Annotated in this window: 20 protein-coding genes; 8 read left to right on the top strand and 12 right to left on the bottom strand. The window is 41.4% G+C overall.

Annotated features, from left to right (window positions below):
- Positions 1-39: 39 nt before the first annotated feature.
- Positions 40-1,386, top strand: coding sequence for an amidohydrolase (locus tag B4G94_RS25835; protein ID WP_108635169.1), 1,347 nt, complete (start codon positions 40-42; stop codon positions 1,384-1,386).
- A 271-nt stretch (positions 1,387-1,657) separates the two neighbouring features.
- Here B4G94_RS25835 and B4G94_RS25830 read toward each other — a convergent pair whose 3' ends face one another.
- Positions 1,658-2,692 (bottom strand): acyltransferase family protein, encoded by a 1,035-nt coding sequence (locus B4G94_RS25830; RefSeq protein WP_286863010.1) that lies wholly within the window; start codon positions 2,690-2,692, stop codon positions 1,658-1,660.
- 212 nt (positions 2,693-2,904) lie between these two features.
- On the opposite strand from B4G94_RS25830, the gene B4G94_RS25825 reads away from it, so the two are divergent.
- The 3 genes from B4G94_RS25825 to B4G94_RS25815 are packed head-to-tail and all read left to right on the top strand — an operon-like array spanning position 2,905 to position 5,639.
- A complete protein-coding gene (locus tag B4G94_RS25825; RefSeq protein ID WP_286863009.1) occupies positions 2,905-3,423 on the top strand; it encodes a hypothetical protein in 519 nt (172 codons plus the stop codon).
- A 22-nt stretch (positions 3,424-3,445) separates the two neighbouring features.
- Positions 3,446-4,249, top strand: a complete 804-nt coding sequence (locus B4G94_RS25820) for a fimbrial biogenesis chaperone (RefSeq protein ID WP_286863008.1) — start codon at positions 3,446-3,448, stop codon at positions 4,247-4,249.
- Positions 4,224-5,639: a hypothetical protein gene (locus tag B4G94_RS25815; protein WP_286863007.1), complete on the top strand. Its 1,416-nt coding sequence runs from the start codon at positions 4,224-4,226 to the stop codon at positions 5,637-5,639. Before B4G94_RS25820 ends, B4G94_RS25815 begins: the two co-directional genes overlap by 26 nt.
- Here the strand turns inward: B4G94_RS25815 and B4G94_RS25810 are convergent.
- The 7 genes from B4G94_RS25810 to B4G94_RS25780 all read right to left on the bottom strand — a co-directional run bounded on the left by B4G94_RS25810 (position 5,636) and on the right by B4G94_RS25780 (position 15,287).
- Positions 5,636-8,470, bottom strand: a complete 2,835-nt coding sequence (locus B4G94_RS25810; protein ID WP_286863005.1) for a hypothetical protein — start codon at positions 8,468-8,470, stop codon at positions 5,636-5,638. The two genes, B4G94_RS25815 and B4G94_RS25810, sit on opposite strands and share 4 nt — an antisense overlap.
- A gap of 85 nt (positions 8,471-8,555) precedes the next feature.
- Positions 8,556-9,164, bottom strand: coding sequence for a LuxR C-terminal-related transcriptional regulator (locus B4G94_RS25805; RefSeq protein WP_286863003.1), 609 nt, complete (start codon positions 9,162-9,164; stop codon positions 8,556-8,558).
- 471 nt (positions 9,165-9,635) lie between these two features.
- On the bottom strand, positions 9,636-10,496 hold the full coding sequence (gene rfbA, locus B4G94_RS25800) for a glucose-1-phosphate thymidylyltransferase RfbA (protein ID WP_286863002.1): 861 nt from the start codon (positions 10,494-10,496) through the stop codon (positions 9,636-9,638).
- Positions 10,497-10,574: 78 nt separating this feature from the next.
- Positions 10,575-11,432 carry a dTDP-4-dehydrorhamnose reductase gene (gene rfbD / locus B4G94_RS25795; RefSeq protein ID WP_286863001.1) on the bottom strand — a complete coding sequence of 286 codons (858 nt, stop codon included), beginning with the start codon at positions 11,430-11,432 and terminating at the stop codon, positions 10,575-10,577.
- Positions 11,433-11,517: 85 nt separating this feature from the next.
- Positions 11,518-12,069, bottom strand: a complete 552-nt coding sequence (rfbC, locus tag B4G94_RS25790) for a dTDP-4-dehydrorhamnose 3,5-epimerase (RefSeq protein WP_286863000.1) — start codon at positions 12,067-12,069, stop codon at positions 11,518-11,520.
- Between the two features lie 2 nt (positions 12,070-12,071).
- Positions 12,072-13,127: a dTDP-glucose 4,6-dehydratase gene (gene rfbB / locus B4G94_RS25785; protein ID WP_286862998.1), complete on the bottom strand. Its 1,056-nt coding sequence runs from the start codon at positions 13,125-13,127 to the stop codon at positions 12,072-12,074.
- 183 nt (positions 13,128-13,310) lie between these two features.
- On the bottom strand, positions 13,311-15,287 hold the full coding sequence (locus B4G94_RS25780; protein WP_286862997.1) for a polysaccharide biosynthesis protein: 1,977 nt from the start codon (positions 15,285-15,287) through the stop codon (positions 13,311-13,313).
- Between the two features lie 385 nt (positions 15,288-15,672).
- On the opposite strand from B4G94_RS25780, the gene B4G94_RS25775 reads away from it, so the two are divergent.
- The gene (locus tag B4G94_RS25775) at positions 15,673-16,470 is read left to right on the top strand and encodes a tyrosine-protein phosphatase (protein WP_286862996.1); all 798 of its coding nucleotides are present in this window, start codon (positions 15,673-15,675) and stop codon (positions 16,468-16,470) included.
- A 302-nt stretch (positions 16,471-16,772) separates the two neighbouring features.
- Here the strand turns inward: B4G94_RS25775 and B4G94_RS25770 are convergent, their stop codons facing one another.
- The 3 genes from B4G94_RS25770 to B4G94_RS25760 form a co-directional block, all read right to left on the bottom strand.
- Entirely contained in the window at positions 16,773-17,597 is an 825-nt protein-coding gene (locus B4G94_RS25770) for a helix-turn-helix domain-containing protein (RefSeq protein ID WP_286862995.1), read from the bottom strand.
- Positions 17,598-17,742: 145 nt separating this feature from the next.
- Entirely contained in the window at positions 17,743-19,338 is a 1,596-nt protein-coding gene (locus B4G94_RS25765) for a hypothetical protein (RefSeq protein ID WP_286862994.1), read from the bottom strand.
- Positions 19,339-19,381: 43 nt separating this feature from the next.
- Positions 19,382-19,567, bottom strand: a complete 186-nt coding sequence (locus B4G94_RS25760) for a hypothetical protein (protein WP_108635179.1) — start codon at positions 19,565-19,567, stop codon at positions 19,382-19,384.
- Positions 19,568-20,741: 1,174 nt separating this feature from the next.
- On the opposite strand from B4G94_RS25760, the gene B4G94_RS25755 reads away from it, so the two are divergent.
- The 3 genes from B4G94_RS25755 to B4G94_RS25745 all read left to right on the top strand — a co-directional run bounded on the left by B4G94_RS25755 (position 20,742) and on the right by B4G94_RS25745 (position 23,941).
- On the top strand, positions 20,742-20,909 hold the full coding sequence (locus tag B4G94_RS25755) for a hypothetical protein (RefSeq protein WP_181390600.1): 168 nt from the start codon (positions 20,742-20,744) through the stop codon (positions 20,907-20,909).
- Positions 20,910-20,947: 38 nt separating this feature from the next.
- A complete protein-coding gene (locus B4G94_RS25750; protein ID WP_286862993.1) occupies positions 20,948-22,897 on the top strand; it encodes a fimbrillin family protein in 1,950 nt (649 codons plus the stop codon).
- A 429-nt stretch (positions 22,898-23,326) separates the two neighbouring features.
- Positions 23,327-23,941 carry a hypothetical protein gene (locus tag B4G94_RS25745; protein ID WP_286862992.1) on the top strand — a complete coding sequence of 205 codons (615 nt, stop codon included), beginning with the start codon at positions 23,327-23,329 and terminating at the stop codon, positions 23,939-23,941.
- Here B4G94_RS25745 and B4G94_RS25740 read toward each other — a convergent pair whose 3' ends face one another.
- Positions 23,942-24,349 (bottom strand): hypothetical protein, encoded by a 408-nt coding sequence (locus tag B4G94_RS25740; protein ID WP_286862991.1) that lies wholly within the window; start codon positions 24,347-24,349, stop codon positions 23,942-23,944.
- Positions 24,350-24,374 lie beyond the last annotated feature (25 nt).

Below are 24,374 nucleotides of genomic sequence, written 5' to 3'. Positions count from 1 at the left end.
TAATGGATCAGTTAGATTGCACCGTAAATAGAAAATAAAATGAAACCAATAGCGCTTACACGCAAAGAATTTATACGGAACTCAGCTCTTGCACTCACCGGAGCAACATTGATCCCGGGCATGCTCGTCGCCGAAGATCGTAGGGAACTTAGTCCGCAGACTTTGGCTGGACACCAAGGCAAAAAAAGTTATAGCCTAAAGAATGTTTTATTGGAAACAGGCTTTGAATATGATGGAAATGGCAATGTCATCGCAACAAAAACTGATCTTTTTACAGTACAGATCGATGGCGGAAAAATCAAAAAAATTGGGCCCAACAGTACCGATGCCAATGCCGTAGATGCAAAAGGCCGTCTGATGCTCCCTTCGTTTAGAGATATGCACATCCATCTGGATAAAACATTTTATGGGGATAAATGGCAAGCCGTGCGCCGTGGTGCCGGAGGTGTCAAAGGAATGATCGCACTAGAGCAACAGCTTCTTCCGGAACTGTTAAAAAACTCGACCTATAAGGCAGAAAAACTGATTGAGCTACTACAATCCAAAGGAACAGCCTTCGCACGTAGCCACGTCAATATAGAGCCCACATCAAAACTGGATTCCCTACATCACCTACAACTTGCACTGGAAAATAAGAAAAACAGTTTTGGAGCCGAGTTGGTTGCCTTCCCCCAGCATGGTGTATACTACACGGATTCTGTACCCTACCTCAAAGAAGCTGCAAAAACCAATATTGATTTTATCGGTGGCGTGGACCCTTTTACCATTGACGGTGCCATCGAGAAAACCATGGACTTCACTGTTCAGCTGGCATTGGATCATAACAAAGGAATTGACATCCATTTGCATGAGTCTGGAGAATCCGGATTGAAAACGGTGGAGTATCTGATCAAAAAAGTAAATGAAAATCATGCTTTAAAAGGAAAAACCTACCTCAGTCACTGTTTTGTTTTAGGAAGGCTCGAGAAAGCCAAACAACAGGAGATCGCGGAAAAGCTCGGTGCAGCACAGATCGGTATTGTCTCTACGATTCCTTTTGCTGGCTTGATTATGCCTATCCCAACACTCCTGGAAAACAAGGTCACCGTGATGACCGGAAACGACAGCATTGTTGATCACTGGAACACCTTTGGGACAGGAAGTGTCCTACAAAAAGCCAATATAGCCGCCCAGGTATATGGACAGGTCACTGAGTACGGTCTGTCACGTATGTTAAAGCTGGCAACCGCAGGCCCGATTCCATTAGATGACAAAGGGCAACAGCAATGGCCAAAACCCGGTGATGACGCAAATATCGCACTTATCGATGCAAGCTGTTCGGCCGAAGCTATTTCGCGTATTTCACCGGTGGCCTCTCTGATCTATCACGGAAATATTGTCTACTAGGCTTCTGGCAGATAAAGCACTACTCACCAGGTCTATTTTAACACAATGGCGGTCAATTGCCTTTTACAGGCTCTTGATTGCCCCCCTTGTGAAATGATTGTCACTAAAATCGTACGTACGTCTGTCGACTCCATATCTGGTCCATGATGCCATGAAAAACAGAAAGCTCGGTGTTAGATCACACTGAGCTTTTTCATTCTGTAGCGTCTCTATTTCAGGAAATCGAAGCTAATGTCGTTATTTGACGAGCTTAACATTATCGAGACAACTACTATCGTTTAAACAGCCTCATTACACGAGGCTCTACCCAATCGCTGAGAATGTAGGCAACACCCAACATCAGGAGCGTAACGGCAAAAACAAGCACATATTTATTTACGTAGCCATGAAGCTGGTTGAAAATAATAAAACCGATATGCTGATGAATAAGATATAAAGGATAGGTCAGCATCCCAATTTTGATGAATTTAGGCGAATTGAGGCATTGTAGTTTCTTACAGGAGACAACTAACATCACCATATAAAATATAACGATGGTAACAGCAATTATATAGGGGGAAAAATCGCTATGAAAAGTTCTCGTCAGCCAATGAATACGGCCAATGGCACCATCGATCGACAGGTACACGCACCAGGACAATACGATAAAATGCTTTACAGCCGGTCCCTGCAAAAAAATCTGGCAAAATACGATTCCTGCAATAAAATAAGCACTCCAGTCCAGAATGAAAAGGTGGTGGACAGTATCATAAATTTCTGATGGTCCAACAAACAGCCGCAAGCTTGACAATAACAACCAGAAGTAGACAAGATAGTCGAGGCTCAGCTGCTTAAAGCGGTTTATGACAAGAAACACCGCGATAATAAGGTAAAATTTCAATTCAACATAGAGAGACCAATACGCCCCATCGATATTTCCCTGTCCGAACAGTTCCTGAATCATGGTCAGGTTGGCGAAGAGCTGTTTGAATGTCACAAGATAGCGCGGCGCCCCAAAGAAATAAACGGTCACAAATGTAATGATCAAACAGATCCAATACATTGGATACAAGCGTTTAAAACGTGAATAGCAAAATTTGGGCAACGAACGATGTTTGATGGAAAAGGCAATCACAAAACCGCTGATGATAAAAAAAAGGTCGACACCAAGATACCCATATTTAAAATATTCACCGATCTCATCGAAATGCAGCAGGGACATGTTGCCTCCTTTATACCCCCGATATAAGTAATGGTACAATACCACCGCAGATGCCGCGATAAAGCGAAACAGATCTATTTGATAGATTCTTTTGGATTCAGACATTTGAGCGCAAATATAGGCTGTTTCATTTATAGTTTCTGATGACGGCTTAAAAAGGACAATATTAATTTCTGAGCCCACGGCCGTCAATATACGTTGAACATAGCCCATGTAGCATCGAATTTATAACATCATTATGTGACTATGTCACATTGCATTTCCATCACATCGTGGTTAACTTTACTTACGTTAAACATCCGTAAAACGAGGAAATTATGAAAAAGAACCTATTAATAGTCTTTATTGCCGTCGCTGCCATATGCTTCGGTTATCAAGCAAAAGCACAAACAGCTACTTCGGCACCTGTTACTGTAAACATCAATCTAACCGATGCGATCTCAATTACCTTAGGGGCAGATCCCACAGTCAATTTTGACTATATCACAGCGGCTGATTATGCCGCGTCAAAAACGGTAACGAAAGCCAATCATTTTACGGTTGTCAGCAATCAGACTTATGACCTTACGGTAGCCGCAACGGGCACATTTCAACCGGCTGGAGGACCGGACTTAGATATTGTTACAGTTACTGTACCTGCTGCAACGGCCAATGGCGGCACTCCGGTTACCAATGTACCCCTTAGCACTACCTCTGCGGCTTTGGTCAATGGTTCTACGGCATCCACAGGCGCAGTTTATACGGTGAATTATACGATTTCAAATCCGGCGTCCCTATTGAATCTTACAGGATCTACTTACAGCACGACAGTAACCTATACCGCAACGCAACAATAAAAATTTGACTAAATATTTTTTTGTGAGATATTCTTTAGCCGTATTTGTTATCCTGATATGCAATACCCTGGTCCACGGACAGGGTATTTCCATTTCACCTTCGCGGATATTTTTCACCGGCGAAGCCGGACAGACCGTCAGTCAGGCCATTACGTTCAGTAATACTTCTACCGGCGCGCTATCCTTCGTCGCGAATCTGAAAGATTGGGACCGCGACTCGTTGGGCAGTAAACGGTATTATGCTACAGGCGCTAATACCGGGTCAAATTCTTCCTGGCTTACTTTATCTGAGAACGCGGTACAACTCGCACCTGGCGAAACAAAGGTGGTCAATCTTTCCATGACCATTCCAGATCATCCGGCAACGAAACAGCAACGCCATAGCATGCTTTTCTTTACACAGGTTAAAGAACAAAAAGCCGCCCAGACGAACGGATTTCATATGAACGTCCTGATTGAGGTCGGCATCCAGGTTTATTATACGCCAACAGGATTAAAACCCGGTGATCTAGAGTTTCTTGCTTTTGAAGATAAAGGTGCTGCTACTGTTCAGGAAGGCAAAGTTGTCCGGCGAATGGAAGTCAAGGTTAAAAACACAGGCCAGATCAACAAGGATGCCTATGTACGTTTTGAGCTGACCAATACGGAAACCGGTGAAGAGATACCCATCGACGCTGTAGCCATTGCCATGCTTCCTGATGCGGAACAATGGGTCCGTGTAGACCTACCTGGTAAACTTGCCCCCGGTCGATACCTCGCTGTTGCCATACTTGATGCTGGCAGCCAATATGATTTAAAAATTGCGGAAAAAGAAATTACATACTAGAACAAGTTTCGCCTTACTGTTTATTGGCGCTGTTTCCTATACAAATAGTGTAAAGGCTCAGGCAACTGTAACAGTACCACAGGCAAACATTCAGGCAAGAACCGACTATACAGCTAGCATTACCGCCGGACAATATTCAAGTGTATTGACTCTACTGCCCACCTTCCGTGTTAAAGCAGATGCATCTACATTTAACAGTACGACCAGTGGCAATTTCCCAACAAATCTTGTTCATATTAAGCTTTCGAGCATAGGAGCAGTCCCTTTATTATCGCTTTCTGGAAATAACGAGGTTGCCCTGTCAACGACAAATCAAAATCTATACACTGCACTTGCCAGCCTAGCGTCGGGAACAATAACAGCTAATGCCCGTATATCTACCTCCAGCCAAACCTGGGTTGCGGGGTCATATACGAATAATGTTTCCTTTTCCACGCAGGGCATTTTAGCGGGATCCATTACACCGACCAGCTTCGTATTGACGATCAATATCCCCGGATTTATTAGCCCTCCGGCCAGTATTGGTACGACCAGTTTGCTGGTCAATGACCTGAGCTATTATCGTGCTGCCAATGGCATTAGTAGCAATACTGTTATACCCCTATCGACCACTGTTGCTTATACCCCAAGTATTAAAACAGGGAACACACAATTTAGCTTCAGCAGCAGCGCAGCCTATAGTGCCTTACCTGTTGTTCCTGTTTCGACAGTCAATACGACTTTAACAGGGATCGCAAATGCGACCTCTACAGCTTTATCCACAACGGATCAATCCTTAACCAATACAGCCGGTATTACTGTGCCCACAAACAACAGTCAATCGTTGACCTATACGTATAGCATTGGATTAAACCAGCTGAAAACAAATTTTTTACAGGCAGGCACATATGCTGTCCCATTGACCTATACCTGGAACAAATTATCATCAGCCTATCCGAGCGGGAGCCTACAGGCACAAGCAAATGGCAATCTGTCTGTTGTTGTAAGCGACCTTAGCGAAATCGTTGCCAATCAACAATCCGTCAATCTTGTTTTTGCAACCGCCAATGATTATAAGAATGGCATCAATTTAAATATTCCGGCACATCTAAAACTTAGTAAAACAACACCATACAATCTCTACGTACGGGCTACATCGGCAAGTTTTACCTCAGGAACCAACAGTATTCCGTTAAATGTACTGCGCATCGGCCCAATGGCCGGTCAGAGCGGCATGAATACCGTTACACTTTCCACGACAGCTCAGCAGCTCATTCAGAATGCCGATCCTGTGATAGACCGTAATCTCAATATTCTTTACAGTATCCCAGCCAGCGCAACAGGTACACTGCTCAATAAACCTGCCGGCGCCTATACAGCCAATATTATTTTTAGCTTCGTCGCCCCTTAAAAACGCTTAACACCGACTTTTCTACGCTCATCCCGATAATTAAAATCAGGAATTATGTTATCCGTATCTGCTTTTACTTCGATTTCACAATGTTGATTTTCGATTGAGAAAGGCATTCCTTCGGTAACAACAGCGATGCTGTAATTTCCCAATGGAATGTACAGCACATAATCGCCGTTTTGTGAACTTAATGTACTGTAGGTCTTCCCTTGGCTATCCGTCGCAGTTATTTTTATTCCGCCAAGTTGCGGCTTTGTTTTTAGATACTTATTATCAACGACCTTAATGCGTCCTTTTAACGCTCTCGTTTTTATCAGCGGAATTTCCAGCCGCTGGTTTTTAGTCATCAATATATTTATCGGCCCCTGCGAAACCCAACCCTTACTATTCTCCACCTGTACCAAATAAGGACCAACCCCCATATCAACAAATTTTACACGCCCATTCCCGTCCGTCTGTGCTATTTCCTTGCCAACCCGCACCAGCACGGACCGAGCTTTGGCTTCTCCGACATCGTTGCTACCGTTATTGTTGTCATCTTCGAAAAAAGTCAGTTCCAGCTTATGGCCTTTCTGTCCGGCCCGTTGGCCAAAATTCTTTTCTATTCCCAGGCGAATCTGCCTATTATTAAACGAATAACGGTTCAGCGGATTAGGGTCAGGCGGTAAATTCGGATCGATTAGGAACAATGATTTTCCGCTTATTGCCGTATAGAATATTTCGGCCGTCAGATTCCAGTTGTCTTTAATCTGCCAGCGGACATTGCCATTCACCGAGAAATTATTACTTCGGGAGAAGCCATAATAGCTATACATGGTCGACAGCTGCACATGAAGCTGGTTATTAAAGGCATAAAATTGTGTATTCGGGCCCAACGAGTAAATGCTGTAATTCGAATTTGCGCTAGTCGCCAAAAGATCACTTAAGTAGTACGGGTTGATCTGAATAAATGTATTAAATCCAAAAAACGTATGTGTATAATTACCATTGATACGGACCGAATGAAATGGCGCAATAGGTCTATTGGAGGTGTTCCTGTAGGTATATCCATAATCCGTTTGCAGCGAGAACCGGTGGCCTGGGGTAAAAAAATTGAGATCAGCCACCGTACGAAAGGAATTCGACTTCCAGTTTGTCGGATTAGTTGCAATTCCCCACCAATTCTGATAGGTACCCTGTTGAGCCATAAAATAAGGCCTGAGATCAAGTTGTAGTTTTCCAAAGCCAGTATGGTAGCCCAACTCATAAATCTGTACCCTCGAAGCATTGTTAAAAAAATAGTTTCTGTCTCCGGCAAGGTATCTTGGATTATTATCCATATAGCTGATCCGGGCAGAAAGATTTCGATCGTTGGCCAGTGACATGGTTATGCGTGAATCTGTTTGGGTAAGACCTCTACGCAGTCCCACATAATAGGGTGAACTATAGTAATTGACACTTGTAAGCTGATAGTTGCCAAAAGAAGTATTGTAATTTATGCCCCCCGCTACCGCCAGCCTATTATTTCCACTTTCAACCTGTTCGATGCTTGTTCCTCCTTCCAGGAAAAGGTTATTATTATTGCCCAGATCAATAAAACCTTTACCACTGAACAGACCACTTCGGACGCCTCGATAATCATTATTGCTATGTAAGAAGGCCATGCTGTTCTCCTGATTTTGTTCGGTTTGAATGGCATATTTAACGCCAACAATTTCCCCGCCTGGAATCGGATTATCCATTTCTGTAAACAACATGTAATTGTTCTGGATTGCATATAGGCTGAGGGAACGCCGTTTATCGAATCTGTAAGTCCCTTTGATACCGCGCCCATTGATAAACTGATCGAGATTTTCATAAATATTACCCAGTTTCACCCCCCACTTTTCGGTATCATAATCCAGATAGGTATCGTATAGATTAAAGGTACGTTGATCTTGATAATAATCGAGATTCATTCGGTAGCTCAATCTATCTTTGTTGTTCAGATCAATTTTGCCGTCTCCCTGTAGCTGGTAAACCGAAATATCTTGCCCCATATTGATATAACGCAAAGCCGCTCTGTTGTCAAAGGGTTGGTTTTGCAAATTCATATTGGAAAAGAAACGCTTTACACTACCCACTGTCATCATACGGACACGGTTGGAGGCCAATACGCTACCGCCGCCCTCGACCGCCTGAATATCAACATCGAAATCCATATTTATATTTTTCTTACGCAAACGGGTTGTAAAAGTCAGCAAAGACTGCCCCCCTGCGACCAGTGTGAACGGCAGTGTCTCACCGATAATCTCCAGGTCAGGAGAAAGGTTAGGAAAACGCAACTGAACAGTCAGGGGTACCAGTCCACGATTGACAGCGCGTACTGAAAATTGTGTTTGCCCCGTGGCCTGATCCAGGTAATATTCCGATTGTTCGGTCTGTATCAGGAAAGACTGTTCCATCTCCAACTGCGTATAAAAAGACTGGGGGGGCTGTACTTTTACTGATGGATCAACCGATTCCAATCCGATCGTAAAGGTCTGTGTTCCCTCCGCAATCGTCTGGCGGTCGGCGATATATTTTAGCGGAAAAATTTTTGTTTCTTTGGCCTTTAAAATAACTGAAGCAGGTAATTTTATTAAGCCCCGAAGCGCGGCAGTATTCGCTGACAGCGGTCTTAATTCAATTGATCGATCGGTATGGTTAATGATGTTTAACTTATTGGAGAATGTCTGTGCGGATGTAATCTGAATCGTATCACGTTCAAAATAATACAAAATATCGTACTGTTGCTGACCTTTCGCTTGGGACAAGAGAAGAACAGCATGACAGAAAAGAAACAGGAAAATCCAGCGGTTTCTTATTGGCATAGCATACGATTCAAATATCCATAAAAGTCAGGCTAAATTCCATGAGATTAAAATATAAGGCGTCACATCTTCATGTAACGAAATTTTAGGCTGTCAATTGCGCGATCAGTTCGCCTTTGCTGTTGATCTGGAGCTTTCGGTAAATTCGTTTGATGTAAATCCGCACCGTGTCCAATGAAATGGTATATTTCTGAGCGATCATTTTGTAGCTCAATCCCTCGATGATCCCATTGGCAATCTGGAGTTCCCGTGCAGTAAGCAGGTCTTCAATTTTTTTTGATTTAAAACTTTGTTCGATCAATGCCCTGTTTACACCTGGACTCACAAAGGATCCTTCATTTAAGGTAATCTTAATTGCCGAAAGAAGCGAATCCATACAGGTTTGCTTCAATAGATATCCGACGGCACCGTGTCTAAAACAACTACGTACAGTCTTAACATCACAGGTATTGGTTAATATCACAATTTCAGTTTTGGGAAAAATACTTTTAACATGTTCGACGATCAGTGGTTCCTGGCGTTCAATATCCAGGATCAGTACATCCGGTGCAGCCATAGCTCGGTCCACTCGCCCCTTGCCGATGTCAAAAATAACTTCGATCTGATTTGCCGCTACTTTATTCTTTATATTAAGTATACGCTTCGTTTCTTGTCTCGCATGTTCGTCACTATCTATGATGCCTACAGTAATCATGTCCTTATTATTATTCTGTATTAAAATCAGTCATATACGCTCTGATATCATGTTCTGAAGCCACCTCGTATCAATTCAAATTCCGCGAACACAATCCAGATTGGGTTTTATCGTATTTGTATCTCTTTAAAAACAACTACTAGAAAAGAATTGTTTTATAAAAGAAAAAATCATAAATATATTAGAAATTTTTTTCGACACAAGACGACTTCTGTAAGGGCCGTAAAATCACGATATGGTATAAGTGGGCTCGCCAAGAAGGCGAATTGAAACTTTTCATAAGGTATAATTGCGTTTAATAAAATGGATTATACGCAATTATAGCCATTTTTTAAAGAATACCAAGGCCTTCTTTTTATTTTATTGAATAATTGTAAAAAAAATATTCTATAGCAGGTTCAGGATAAACATTTCCAATACCATAGGACTACTTTATAAATGGATTTCGGATATGTGCTTCCTATAAACTTGTCATTTAACAATATGTTTCAGATATTCACCATATCCAGATTTGCATAGCGGTTCTGCAACAGCTAACAATTGATTTTTATCAATATACCCCATGCGATAGGCAACTTCCTCGATCGCGCCTATTTTCATTCCCTGCCGTTCTTCAATGACCTGTACAAATTGTCCTGCTTGCATCAGTGACTGTATGGTCCCCGTGTCTAGCCAAGCCGTACCGCGGTCAAATATGCCGACTTTTAATTTGCCCTGGCGTAAATATTCTTTGTTGATATCGGTAATCTCCAGCTCTCCCCGTGCAGAAGGCTTGATGCTTTTTGCAATTGCAACGACATCATTGTCGTAAAAATAAATACCTGGAACAGCATAACTGGATTTTGGATGGTTGGGTTTCTCTTCGATAGAAACTACATTTTTCGCAGCATCAAATTCGACCACGCCATAACGTTCAGGATCCTGTACAGGATAAGCAAATACGACACCGCCATCAGGGTTAGCGCAAGATTGCAACAGCTTTGACAAGCCCGAACCGTAGAAAATATTATCGCCAAGAATTAATGCGACCTTGTCGTCACCGATAAACTTCTCCCCCAATATAAAGGCCTGTGCGAGGCCATCGGGACTTGGCTGTTCCTTATATTCAAAGCGACAGCCCAATTGAGAGCCATCTCCCAATAACTTTTGAAAGTTTGGTAAATCCTGAGGAGTTGAGATAATCAATATCTCGCGAATGCCTGACAGCATGAGCGTAGACAATGGATAGTATATCATTGGCTTATCGTATACGGGCATTAATTGCTTACTCACGGCGAGCGTTAAAGGGTGCAAACGGGTTCCCGATCCACCGGCTAATATAATTCCTTTCATTTTTATCCAGCTATTCGTATTGAGACTTTCGTATTTAAAATTTGGTTGTATAAGCCTTCAGCCTAATAATCTTTTTCTTTAATTTTTATTTTCCTCGGCCAACATTTTAGCCAGACTTAGTTTCCAATCCGGTACAGCTACATCAAAGGTCGCTTTAATCTTCGATTTATCAAGCAGTGAATACTTTGGCCGTTGCGCGGGTGTAGGGTAGGCACTTGTCGGAATTGGTTTGACCTGACAATCAAACGAACGGAAATCGCGTATCGCTACAGCAAAATCATACCAAGATATCTCCCCCTCATTGCTGTAGTTATAGATTCCGGCTTTCCAATCCGGGCCATCAGCGATTTTCAAAATCGCCATCGCCAAATCTTTTGCATACGTCGGGGTACCGATCTGATCATTGATGACATTTACTTGATCCCGTTCGGCCATTAGACGACACATCGTCTTGACAAAATTCTTCCCATAAGCAGAATACACCCAAGATGTGCGGATAATAATCGACTCGGGACACCATTTCTGAATAGCCCGCTCCCCGGCAAGTTTGGTCTGGCCGTAGGCATTGATCGGTGCTGTAGGTGCATCTTCGGCTAGCGGAACGGCAGAATTACCATCAAACACATAGTCCGTTGAAATGGCGATCAGCTTGGCACCATGAAGGCGACAGTATTGTGCAATCTCCTCACAGGCCAAATGATTGATCAAATTAGCTGTTTCATGTTCTTCCTCTGCTTTATCTACGGCCGTATAAGCGCCCGCATGAATAATTAAATCGGGCTGATACATGGCCAAAATATCCTGAATCAGCATAATCTGGTCCAAAGGCAATTGCTTACGGTCCAAAAAATAGCTCTCTTTTTCGGTATCATTGACCAATAATTCATACAATTCGGATCCTAGCTGTCCGGTAGCACCGGTAATGACGATTTTCATCAAAATCTTTTTTATTGTTTAAGCATCCTAATCTATATCCCCTCCGAATAGGAGCGTTATGTCGGTCAGGCACGCTGTTCTTCTATTACAATTTATCGGATAATGCGGTGAAGTTTTGCGCCTCTTTGTCTTTCTGGGACAAGATCATTTGTTCCGCTGGAATTTTCCAGTCAACCGCCAGCTGCTGATCTAATGGATGTACCCCCTCTTCCGCTTCTTTGTTATACTTATTGTCACATTTATAAGCAAATACCGCATGCTCGGACAATACTGAAAATCCGTGTAAAAATCCACGTGGTACAAATAGCTGCTTTTTATTTTCCGCGGAGAGTTCCACGGCAACATACTGCCCATAAGTAGGGGAGCCGGGCCGAACATCAACAGCGACATCCAGTACACTACCCTCCAGTACACGGACCAATTTTGCCTGTGCCTGGTCTCCGGCTTGCATATGCAATCCCCTTACAACACCATATTGAGATTTCGACTGGTTATCCTGCACAAAATGTGGATTGTAGCCTAAGATGGCAGCCAGTCTGTTTTCATTATAAGATTCAAAAAAATAACCTCTTTCATCTTCGAATACCACAGGCTCCAAAATAAAACAACCGGATAGTTTCGTTTCTGTATATTTCATATTTAAGCGCCGTGATATTGTTTATTATAATAGTGCTGATAGTCTCCCGAAGTCACATGATCCAGCCATTCCTGATTGGACAGGAACCAGTCTATCGTCAGCGACAGGCCCTGCTCAAAAGTTACTGACGGGCTCCAGCCCAGCTCTGCATTTATTTTACTTGCATCAATCGCATAACGCAGGTCATGGCCCGGACGATCTTTAACAAAGGTAATCAGGGAAGCTGCCGTACCCTGTTCCCGGCCTAATTTGACATCCATTTGTCGGCAAAGTTCCTTGATCAGGTCTATATTCTGCCACTCGTTAAAGCCTCCCACGTTGTACGAATCGCCATCCTTACCCTCATGAAAAACCAGATCAATCGCTTTGGCATGATCAATCACAAAAAGCCAGTCGCGCGTATATTTACCGTCTCCGTATACAGGCAATGGCTTATCGTGTAAAATATTATGAATGCACAGCGGAATCAGTTTTTCAGGAAAATGATTGGGCCCATAATTGTTGGAGCAATTGGTCAGCACTATCGGCAGTCCATAGGTATCATGATAAGCACGGACAAAATGGTCCGAGCTCGCTTTGGAAGCCGAATATGGTGAGTGTGGATCATATTTGGTGTCTTCGGTAAAAAAACCGGATTCTCCCAACGCACCAAATACCTCATCCGTAGAAACATGATGAAAACGTTTTCCCACAAAATTATTCTTCCAGATTGCATAGGCAGCATTCAACAGATTTACTGTCCCGATCACATTAGTCATCACAAATGCTGTCGGATCTGCAATGGAACGATCGACATGGGATTCTGCCGCCAAGTGAATCACACCATCCGGTTGATACTGTTCAAAAACAGCATTCATCGCCGCCTGATCCGTAATATCAGCTTTGACAAAGGCATAATTCGGACGATCCTCTATATCTTTCAGATTTTCAAGATTGCCGGCGTACGTTAGGGCATCCAAGTTAATAATCTGATAATTTGGATACTTTACAACAAATTCACGAACGACGTGGGATCCGATAAATCCTGCGCCTCCTGTGATTAATATCTTTTTATTCATATATCTTGATTATAGACAGCATACCGCTCGCGTTAATCTGTCCAACATTATTACCATAACTAAATAATTCCTTAAAATTAGGTTGATTTTTGCGAACTGGCAAGTTTTAATCGATAGGGATAAGCATACTATACACAAAAGTNNACTTTTGTGTATAGTATGCTTAGATTGCTTTACCTAAGGTTATGCTTTTTTAATAAGCGAATAAACGGGAACATCATCAATATACTCCTGTTCAATCGTGCTATCCAACGCTTCGTACTCGGAATTTTGAGATTTAAATTCCGGAACAATACGCTTCATTGCTGCCACCAATTCCATAAAATCAGGCAGATGCTGATCCGCATCCACAATTTGCTGACAAACAGCATTGATACGTTCTGCTTTCAGTATCAATTCATCGTGTTTTACTTTTGCAATCATAATTTTCGGATGATGCGTTTTCACGGTATTTTCATTATTGGCCAAAAGTTCTTCAAAGATCTTCTCTCCGGGACGCAAACCAACAATTTTGATATCAATATCTTCAGGATATCGGTAACCTTTAAGCTTGATCATCCGTTTGGCCAAATCCATTATTTTAACGGACTTGCCCATATCAAAGACAAATATCTCTCCCCCTTTCCCCATCACACCGGCTTCCTGCACCAGCTGACAAGCCTCAGGAATGGTCATAAAGAAACGCGTAATTTCGGGATGTGTCAGGGTCAATGGACCACCGCTTGCCATTTGTTTCTCAAAGAGCGGTATGACCGAACCATTTGAACCGAGCACATTACCGAAGCGTGTAATGATAAAACTCGTTTCAGACCTACCACTACAGCTACTCACATAGATTTCAGCCATTCGTTTGGTTGCCCCCATCACATTGGTTGGATTGACGGCCTTATCCGTAGAAACCATCACCATTTTCTTTGTACCATGCTGCATACAGAGATCAGCCACATTCTTACTTCCAAGTACATTTGTCTGAATGGATTCGTAAGGATTGGCCTCCATCAATGGCACATGTTTATAGGCCGCAGCATGGAAAACAAGATCCGGCTTATATTGTGCAAATATATTTTGCATAAAAGCGTAGTTGCGGACATCACCCACAATGCAATGCAGATGTTCGGGTTGTGTTGCTTTTATCGACTGTTGGATATCGTACAGCGCAGATTCCGCCTGATCCAATAGGATCAACTTTTTATAATGACGTCTTGCTATCTGACGTGCCAGCTCCGAACCAATGGATCCCGCCGCGCCCGTGACCAGAATCACTTTGCCGTTCATTTCTTCCTCAATCTCCGGGTGATCCAGCTTAATGGGCTTGCGACCGAGCAAATCTTCAATTTTTAAAGGGCGTATCTCCCGTTTTGCACCGGAGTTGAGCAAGATCCTCGCCGATGGCATAATTTTAAGTTCAAGCCCGATATTCTGAAACCAGTCCGAGACATATTCCAACCGTTCGGGGTCATTGTTTTCCACGGCAATGATCACCTGTGTAATTTCGTGTTTGCTGATATACTCCTTGGTAATTTCGGTAATATCCTTTATTTTCAATCCTGCAAGGCGTTTTCCGATACGTGAGACCTTATCTTCTACAAAGGCGACAACCTGGTACTTGATCCGGGGATCTTCTTTCAACAAAGAGAAAGATACCAGCCCGGGACGTGAAGCTCCAAAAATCAGCACATTTTCTCCTTTTCGAGCGGGTAGGAACAAATATTCAAAAATCGTTCGGTATACGACACGCGCTCCTACCATGATCACCATTAAAATACAGGCCTGCATTGTTAATACCCCGTACGAAAGACGCAGGTAATCGCCCGCAGATGTTCCCTTTTCAAAAACAGTTTTAACAACCAGGGTCAACAACATCAACGTGATATAGGCCGACGTGACCGTTTTAAATATTTTTATGGTATCGCGGATACCCGTTTGACGCACGATTCCTCTAAAGGTATTGTAACACAAAAACATCGCGAAGTACACCGGCAACACGAGCACAAGTTTCTTCAACATAAGTGCCACATCAAAAACACCTTTGAAATTATTGACGACGTAGTTTGAAAATACATAACTTGCAAATACAAACCACATATCAATGAGCAAAATGACCCACCGAGGATTATCCTTCCGCAACCGTTTTCTTAAATCCCATAGAGATCCCATCATAGCTTTCTTCTCTTTTAGTTTATTTCTTTACCGTCGTATCTTTTTGAAGTCTTACAACGTTTATGGCTTATTTCAATTTCATAAAAGTTGACCAAGATACTTAAAATTTAATAATCATTTGGGCCTTTTTACTAAAATATCAATAACGACGGATACCATATGCACGCTATTCGCATCATCGTGGAGTAAGCAACTATTATACCGAAAATATTACAAACAGCATAAAAATTAAAAAATGCCCAATATAAGGCGATTTAAATTTATTATTATTCAATAAAATCTATTCGTTCTTATATTTTATCTTTCTTCGTAAACATCAAAACTGGCATATTGTTTGTAAACATCCTGTAATACAGACAAAAACCATATACTTGAATAAGCTATTATGAATTTTTTTACCAAAATATTCAACCATAAGAAGTTGTCATCCGTCCGACCTTTGGCCCAACTGGAGTTTTTGGAAGTAGATATGCACAATCACCTTTTGCCCGGTATTGACGACGGAAGCATTTCGGTAAAAAATTCAATAAATTATATTCAGGATTTACAAAAATTGGGATTGAAGAAATTTATCTGTACCCCGCACATTATGGCCGGCGTCCACCCCAATACCAAATCTACGATTGAAGGGGCACAGACCGCCTTAATTAGCGGCCTTAAAGATATCGGAAACGACACGCCTATTTTTGCGGCAGCCGAACACATGATTGATGACGGCCTGACATCCCTTATTCAACAGGATCAACTCTGCATTATACCCGGCGGTTATGTGCTGATCGAGATGTCTTATCTATCCGAGTCCAAAGCATTATTTCATACAATTCGGGATATTCAAAAACTGGGCTACAAGCCTATTTTAGCACATCCCGAACGCTATAATTATTATCATAGCAATTTCAATATTTACAAACAGATCAAGGATGCGGGCTGTTTATTGCAGCTCAACCTACTCTCGCTCAGCCGATACTATGGCGTTGATACGAAAGCAATTGCAATGACCCTATTAAAATCAGGCATGTATGATTTTGCTGGCACAGACCTGCATCACGAGCGGCATCTTGAAGCACTACAGAAAATCGCAGAAAAATATCCGGTGCGCGAAATGTTAAAAACTTCACCGATCCTGAACCAAAGCCTGGCAGATCATTTCAACAACAGTAAATCTCAGGGCATTGCCGGCTAAAAAAAACTGTTACCTGTACCATCAAAACAGCAAATCATTTGACATTGACCTTTTTTGACTTCACTTTCAACAGCAATTAACGAATTACAACATCATTATTCATTCCTATTGCAAAAAATCACCGCTTCAAGGGGGAATAGTCGGTATAGGCACATAAAAATGCAGGTATACTATGACACCTGTATTTTTATGGTTTTCATAGGGCGTGTAGGGCGCTTGTATTGATACAAAAATACGATGTCAAAGGAAGCAAAAAGTATGAATCTCGACCTAAAAAGTATAAAAACAGGAATGAATAAAACTTATCCTTGCCAGCGCTTCCGGTATTCTTTTGGAGTTACGCCAGTTTCCTTCAAAAAAAACGTACTAAAATTATTTACATTGGTATAGCCCAGCTCCCAGGCGATTTGCTTGATACTGAGCGAAGACTCAGCCAATGACTTTTTACTCACGCGCAACAATTCGCTGGTAATCACGTCTTTTGGCGTAATTCCAAGCGCTTCGTTTGTTAAACTGGTCAGTTTTTTACTACCTATATTAAGCACGCTGGCATAATACATCACCCGTTTCTCCTTTTTTACATTTTTTTCCACGAGATCCTGAAAACGACGCACCAGCTCCATATTATACCCCAATAATTCACCCGGTCCTTTTTCTTCCATGTAAATAGCCGCGAGCAAAACCACTTGCTTGACAATATTATGTGCCAGGTCACGATAGATAGCTTGATTATAGTTCTGCTTGGAGAGCTTGAGCTGCTGTCCGACGAATTCGTAATACGTCGCGTATTCGTGAGGAACATTTAGTACCTGATAGGCATATCTACGCCTGTCGAATGATTTAAAACTGCGGATGAAGGAAGCATCGATGTCTGTACGTGCAAAAAAATTCTCGGAAAAGTAGATAATTAAAAAAGCACGCCACTCGTCCGGGTCAAATGCAATTTTAACTCCCCTTGGCACCAGGACGAGACTGTATTCGTCTACCTCAACCATTTTTTTATCAATCTGAATCCGGCAGCCACCCGTTGAGACAAAAAGAACCGTATAATTGTCCGTTGCCGTTGCATCAGCAATAGCCGAAGCCTCCCGCTCTATCCCGATCACACGATGAACTCCAAATTCCATAATTTCCAATTATCCGAAAATAATACCTTAAACAGCAACGTAGGCCAAGCGAATTTAATAAATAATTTGGAACGAAAAAAAACGCCTTCCCAAAAAGGAAAGGCGTCTCCATTAAACTTATTATTCAAATAGATCTTTCAGTATCTTAATTTCGTACACAACGCACCTGCACAGCATCACCGGAATTAATTCCATTAATCTGACAGTCCCAACCAATACTTCCTTTAGCTCCACCCATTTCAAATTTTTTGTATCCACCACCATTAGCTGTGATCAAATAATAAGCTTTATTATTCTCACCATTTAGTGTATTAGACGTACTATATTGACCAGCAAATAACATAAATAAATACTGATCTCTTGCCGCCCCAGGATGATTATATACACCATAGAACATTCCCATCTTGCCCCCAGCGTTACCGCTAAATGTATCTACCCATCTAGCTGCAGCATCGCTACGTCTATTTTCAGCACTATTTGGGTTTGTCCTTTGGATCAATGCACTTGCCTCCTGCTCAGTTGGCAATCTCCAAGTATTACCATCCACCAATTTGCAAGGGTCACCAGCCGCACCGTTTCGCTCTCTTGAAGGAGTTTGGTAAATCCAAGGATCCTTTGTATCGGATGTCGGAATAAATTTAGGCAACACATAATCAGGAAAGAAATAATCGCCGGCTGCATTATTCGCTTGCGCAAAGCCATACTTACCCGTACTTGGGTTGTAAACCAAATTTCCCAGTCCCCAAGTACTACCACCGATATTTACGTCAATTGGCCTTTTCAAAGTGATATCCAACTGATATTTCACACCAGGTTTAAGGTTCCATCCTCCTTTGGTTAGATTCTTTGCAACACTTCCGGCGATCGAAACACCAGACAGTACAATTGTACCATTTGCCGTAGCGGCCGTTGTAATAAAAGTAGAATCCGAATTGATTACTTTTCCGGTTGTATTTTTAAGATTGAACGCTACCGGATTTGCAGCCCCAGTAAAGGTCATTGCACCATTTGTAAGCGCCACATCAACAGCTGCATTGGAAGGAGCAATTGTTGCGCCTGCAATACTGCTTACAGATCCCAACTGCGAGGCATCAAATTTCAATGTCACTTGTGTAAACAAATGCGCCAGATCAGCATTCAATAGATTCTGTCCATCTTTAACCTCAAATGGAACCTGAGCTAACATAAAGTCCCTATCGGCAGTTAGACCTGCGAAATTCACGGTGTTCAGCTTCGCTCCAGGAGCAATTGAAGGCAAGGTCTTATTGGTACCGGACGCATAAATTACGAAAGTATATTTTCCTTTGTCGATTGCAAAATCCTGCGCGCTATTTCCCTGTGTAAACGTTTTTGTTTCCTTATAGTCACCCGCTGCATCAAATATTGCAACATAATAAACAGTACCTTGTTTCAATGCTTTCTGATCAGTACCTGTCGATACGGTAGCTGCACGGTTGGAAGCTTTTAATCCCGGTGCCCCTGTGGTTTCAGCGGTTAGCGTGGCCACCAATGTATATTGATTGTCAAATGGAATTTCTACTATTTGTGCTGCCGAAGCATAAGACCGGCCAACTGAAGCCGCTTTTACCGGACCTTCTGGCGCAAATGTCTGCCCTATATTTAAACTTACGGTAGGTCCATCCGGAATGACCACGTTATTAGTATCTTTACTACATGATGAGATGAAAATTACGCATGCCAAAAGAGAGGCTAAACCGAATTTTATTGTAAACTTGTTCATAAAATAATTGTTTATATCACTATTAATTTAATTACCCTAAATACTACCACTCTACATCCTGACTTTGCGTTTCAGTCTGCCAAGATTCGGTCATAGGACCACTTACAGAACCTTGATTGGAACCTGCAGCAACGCTGTATTCCAGCTCTACATGTAACGCATTCACACAAGGAGTTTCATAAGGAAGACGGCCATTTAGGTTAGCCAAATTTTTTGTGTTCGTTTTCATTTCTTATATTTTTAATGTTCTAAAGCAATTTATATTTGTGTAGCTTATACACACTACAAAAAAGACACTATCTAACTAATAACTAGATCTTTATTATAGAATAATATGACACTTCTTAATCAGAAGTTGCACGAAAGTAGATAATATTCGAAAGGGACCAAAGGAATTCGAGGGATGTTTAATTTCCTGTAGCTAAGCCGCTACAAACAAGTTAAATTAGAGACGTTTACATGACAATTCCATGAGGAGTTAAGGTCAGAACTGTAAAAACCCAACCCTGAAAAAGAATTAGGGTGCTACTATTTTAGAGCAGATCAAAAAGTAAGGTCTAAAAATGAACCGAAACCAGGGTTACAAATCCATTAATTGCTTAAACACTTTAATTATTATGAAAACAAAAACGCAAAAAAACAATAAAAAACAAAAAGCCTAAATCGATATATATTTTTCTAAAACAATAAACACAGCTTTATATTACTGTTTACCAACAAACATACATCGAGGCATAATGGGGAATATTTTTTTTAAAGACATAAGTTAAATTTATTAAGAAATTGATTATCGATATTTAAAAACATAAAATATAATTCAAAAATAATAGAGAAAATAACACAAGTGCTAACACGTGGCATTAAGAAACTATCTGTTCAAACATCTTAATTATAAAACAAAAATTTGACAGAAAAAAATTATTCCCTGTTAAAACAAAAAACAAAAAACTTTGTTAAAGCAGAGTATTAGCTAAATGTAAAGCGATAAAGACACTTAAAAAACATTTCAATTTTACATCAAAAGACAGTTATACAAAAAATATTAATAATAAAGGTCTGAAATGGAAAGATGATTAAATATCACAGGAATTTTATGCTAGAAAATAATTTACAATTTTTTTTTGCACAAGTTGATATTTAGTCGTAATATTACAATTCAAAAGTGTAAAGTGTGTTAGCCAAACTAGAAATAAAATAGTAGACATATATAAATTTATACAGCATTAACAGAATATTTATAACAAAATTGACGCAGCGATAACTACAACACTTGTCTGAACGCAGAGACAAGCAGCTTATCAAAACGTTAATTTCTAAATTTTTAACAATGAAAAATTAAATTGTCCATTAAATTTTAAACCCCATGCTAGCAATAGTATGGATATTATCCAAATAATATTATCATGAATAAGAACGCAAAAAAAATGTACGTAGCTCCGTCCATTAAGGAGCACGTTATTGAACTTGAGCAAGGCATTGCTGCAGGTTCTCAGGCCCAACCAGGCGCTACTCCACAATCAAGCGGCTGGGGAGCCGGAGCAGACGAAACCAATAACGGTGACGCATCCTAAACAAGTATTTAAATTATTAACAACAGAAAAGCACTAAAATGAAATTTCTACAAAAGAAAGGGGCTCACTGGGTTGTTGCAATGGCAATACTTGCAATACCAGGGACGTTGATAACGAGCTGCTCCAAAGATTCAAAAACAGAACTTGTTGACACAAAAAGCAACAAATTAACCATCTCAGTTGGCGGTATCAATACAAACAACGATGAAGGTGTAAAACGTATGGGTGTTTCCTCATCCAGCAAAACAGCACAAAGCAAAATTTATTCGTTCAGTGATGTCGACATGCAAATTTCGACGGATAATAATGTTCCTGTAAAAACCAGTAGTTTGGCTAATTCTGTACGTTCAAACGGCACAGCGGCTGACGTTGCTCCTGGAGTAACAGAGAATATGGAACAAGACACAAAATATGTAGTATATATCTACTCAGGAAATACACTGGTTACGTCAAAAGAATTATTGTCAGGCACTGCAGGTACTATCGAAGGTCTTGATCCAGCCGGATCCTACACTTGGGTTGCACTTTCATACAACGCGAAAGACACAGCGCCATCATTAACGCCAGCGAGTGGATCAATTGCACTTCCACAGAATAAAGACGTGCTTTATGCAACTGGCAGTGTTAATTTAGCGTCTAGCCCCACCATTAATATTCTATTTAACCATGCTTTTTCACGCGTTGGTATAGAATTAAATACTATCGGTGTTTTTGGTAATATCACTGGGAACCCTAGTGTTTCTGTATCAGGTTTGAATTTAGCAACAGGAAGCATTAATTTATTGGATGGTGTTGTGACCGCTGGTGCATCATTCACACCGACGCTTAGCTATGCCGACTTCAAAAATATTGATCCACTGCACAACGACGCTAAAATTGCTTACGTATATACAGCCTCAACCGCTGCACAAAGTGCTGTCAAAGTAACACTACAGAACTTAAACATTAACCACGTAGACGGGAGTTTAGCACGGACATACTTTGCAACTGCAACGGATTTCAATTTCTCTGTGACACCTGAGCTAGGCAAAAGCCATCGCTTATTGTTAAATGTTATTGAGTCACCATTGGTCACTAATTATGGTGGACGTCAAGTAAAATGGGGACGCTCTAACCTATACTATAGAGGCAATAGTGGCAACGGCCGCAATTATGCTTTCTATGCAAACAACACTTTGACAAGTAAAGCAAATGGTTATTTCGGTTTCGGAGCCCTTATCCCTGGCAAATTCGCAACAACTTCTACTCAAGGCGATCCATGCGCATTGGTTTATCCAGCAGGAATGTGGAAACAACCGGCTAAAGCAGATTTCGAGGGACTAGTTCGTGATGATATCAAATTTAATGATTTGACGGGTGCGCTAGGCGGCTTAGGACAAGTCGTTGATGCCACAGGTGTTACTGGTATCTTAAATATTCTTACGAACCTGCTAGGTAACGCTACATCTATGCTAATCAATACGAAAGCGCCAAATTCGTCGCTTGATCCAAATTCCCCATATACTTATGGGCAATATACAATTACATCTGGAGCTCCTGCCAGTGGCGACAATGCATTCGGCAACGCAGCTAGTGCTTCTAATAATTTACGTTTTTATTACAATGGTCAAATTTCAAACGTAAACGTGCTTCAGGCAATCGGTGAAGGAGATGGACTGCTTAATGTTGGTTTGAATGATATCTCGGCAGATCTTGTTGGCGTGCAAGTTGTCAATTTGGGTCTTCCAATACTCGATACTTACGGTAAAGCTACGGCTCTATGGACTAATGAACAAGGAACCAACATACTTGGTTTAGCGGGAGCTGGTACATGGGGATACTATGGTAATGCAGGAAGGGGGTTCGAGTGGACTGGACTTTTACCATCTCTTGGAGCTAGATTCCATATGGCTAATAACACTGGAGAATTGTTAAATGGTGTGAGTGTATTAGGCGCAGACTTATTAAGTACCACCTTCAAAAACGTTCGTTGCGTACGTACAAACTAAAATAATAAGGTATTTTTAACACCTCATATCAGAAAGCGGCTAGATAAAATCTAGCCGCTTTTTTTATTGTGGCCGACTACCTACAAAAATTCTTTTTTCACATTTTTTAACACGATTATCGTCAATTTTCACACGAAAAGTTCCAATAATATTTTCTACTTTTGAGCCATCAAGTCATTTTTTTTGCGTTCGACTTGATAATATTAATGGATAAAATGGAACGAAGGCGTTCGTTCCATTATTTTTTTACAACTGATAGCCAGTCTATTAGATCAAAATACACATCAGCTATTGCCAGTCTTTGCAACATAAGAAGCTGACGATCTACCCCCGAAACTTCTTAAAATACCGGCAGCCTAGCTTCTGATCGAGATGACGCGATGGAAAACTGATCTGCTGCGCTAAAGGATATCATTTTCAGAAAATAAAATGGGAAAAGTTACAGACAATGCATTGGCCACATTGATCTCATCACGGATTGTGGAGATCATGAATCAGACAGGACTCTCGCTCAATGGCCTCGCAAGTTTCTCCGGCTTAACGGCAGGCCCCCTGCGCAGCCATTACAATAAAACACTCACCATCACCGTGGAACATGTCGCAAAAATATGCCGGCCGTTTTCCATTTCACTTTCAGACTTTTTCAACCCGAAAATAGCGCTGAACATAGATACTGACAGTCTTCCCAACTTACATATTTTTAAAAAAACAATATCCGCTCAGGAGCAAAACTTCCTCCTGAAACAAAAAATCGAATCGGCAAATGAAGCCGTCAATGAGGACCTGAGAAGACAACGCGAGCTGATCGCCTATGTCGTTTATGCCTCGGATTATTTTTCCGAACCCCGGACACTCGAACAGATGGTCGACGATTTCCAGGAAAATTATAACATCAATTTTAGCACCGAAAGGATCTATAGCTTGTTACGAAAATATGTTGGCCGCGAAGTCTTACAACGAAAACCCTTGCCCAGAACAAAATGCAAAGGTCCCATCAGCAGAAGGCCCTTCCTGTATTTTAAGTCCGCGCCCCAAACCCAATAGCTATAAAGCCGTTATTGAAACAAACGTATTTGTCCCGGGTTGAAGCGGAAATGTCATCTGCCGCTGTCCGATTATTCTTTTCTCCCCCGTATCGCATGATATAGCCGGCCTATTCCCGAATATAAAATTTTTATACTTCTCTCCTTCGCTGTCGACTCCCCTACCAATATCGATGCGCGCTCTAATTAAAAGCACTTCAAACGGCCCCAATGTCCTAACAGCCAAAGAATCCACGGAAATTGCCCGGGCGTCACCCGATGAAAAATAAGCTTGATTCGGATTACAGCTGACCGAGATAATGGTACCCAGTCGAATTGTCAATAACGCTTGTTGCGCCATAGTGGTCCATCCATTGAATAACTCAAAAACCAATGTAATCACTATCAGAAATAACCGATTAACATTCATAGGGTATAATTTTCTTAGATTTTCA

It is taken from the genome of Sphingobacterium sp. UBA7625 (assembly GCF_002484085.1).
Taxonomy (GTDB): domain Bacteria; phylum Bacteroidota; class Bacteroidia; order Sphingobacteriales; family Sphingobacteriaceae; genus Sphingobacterium; species Sphingobacterium athyrii.
This window is presented reverse-complemented; position numbering and strand designations above follow the sequence as displayed.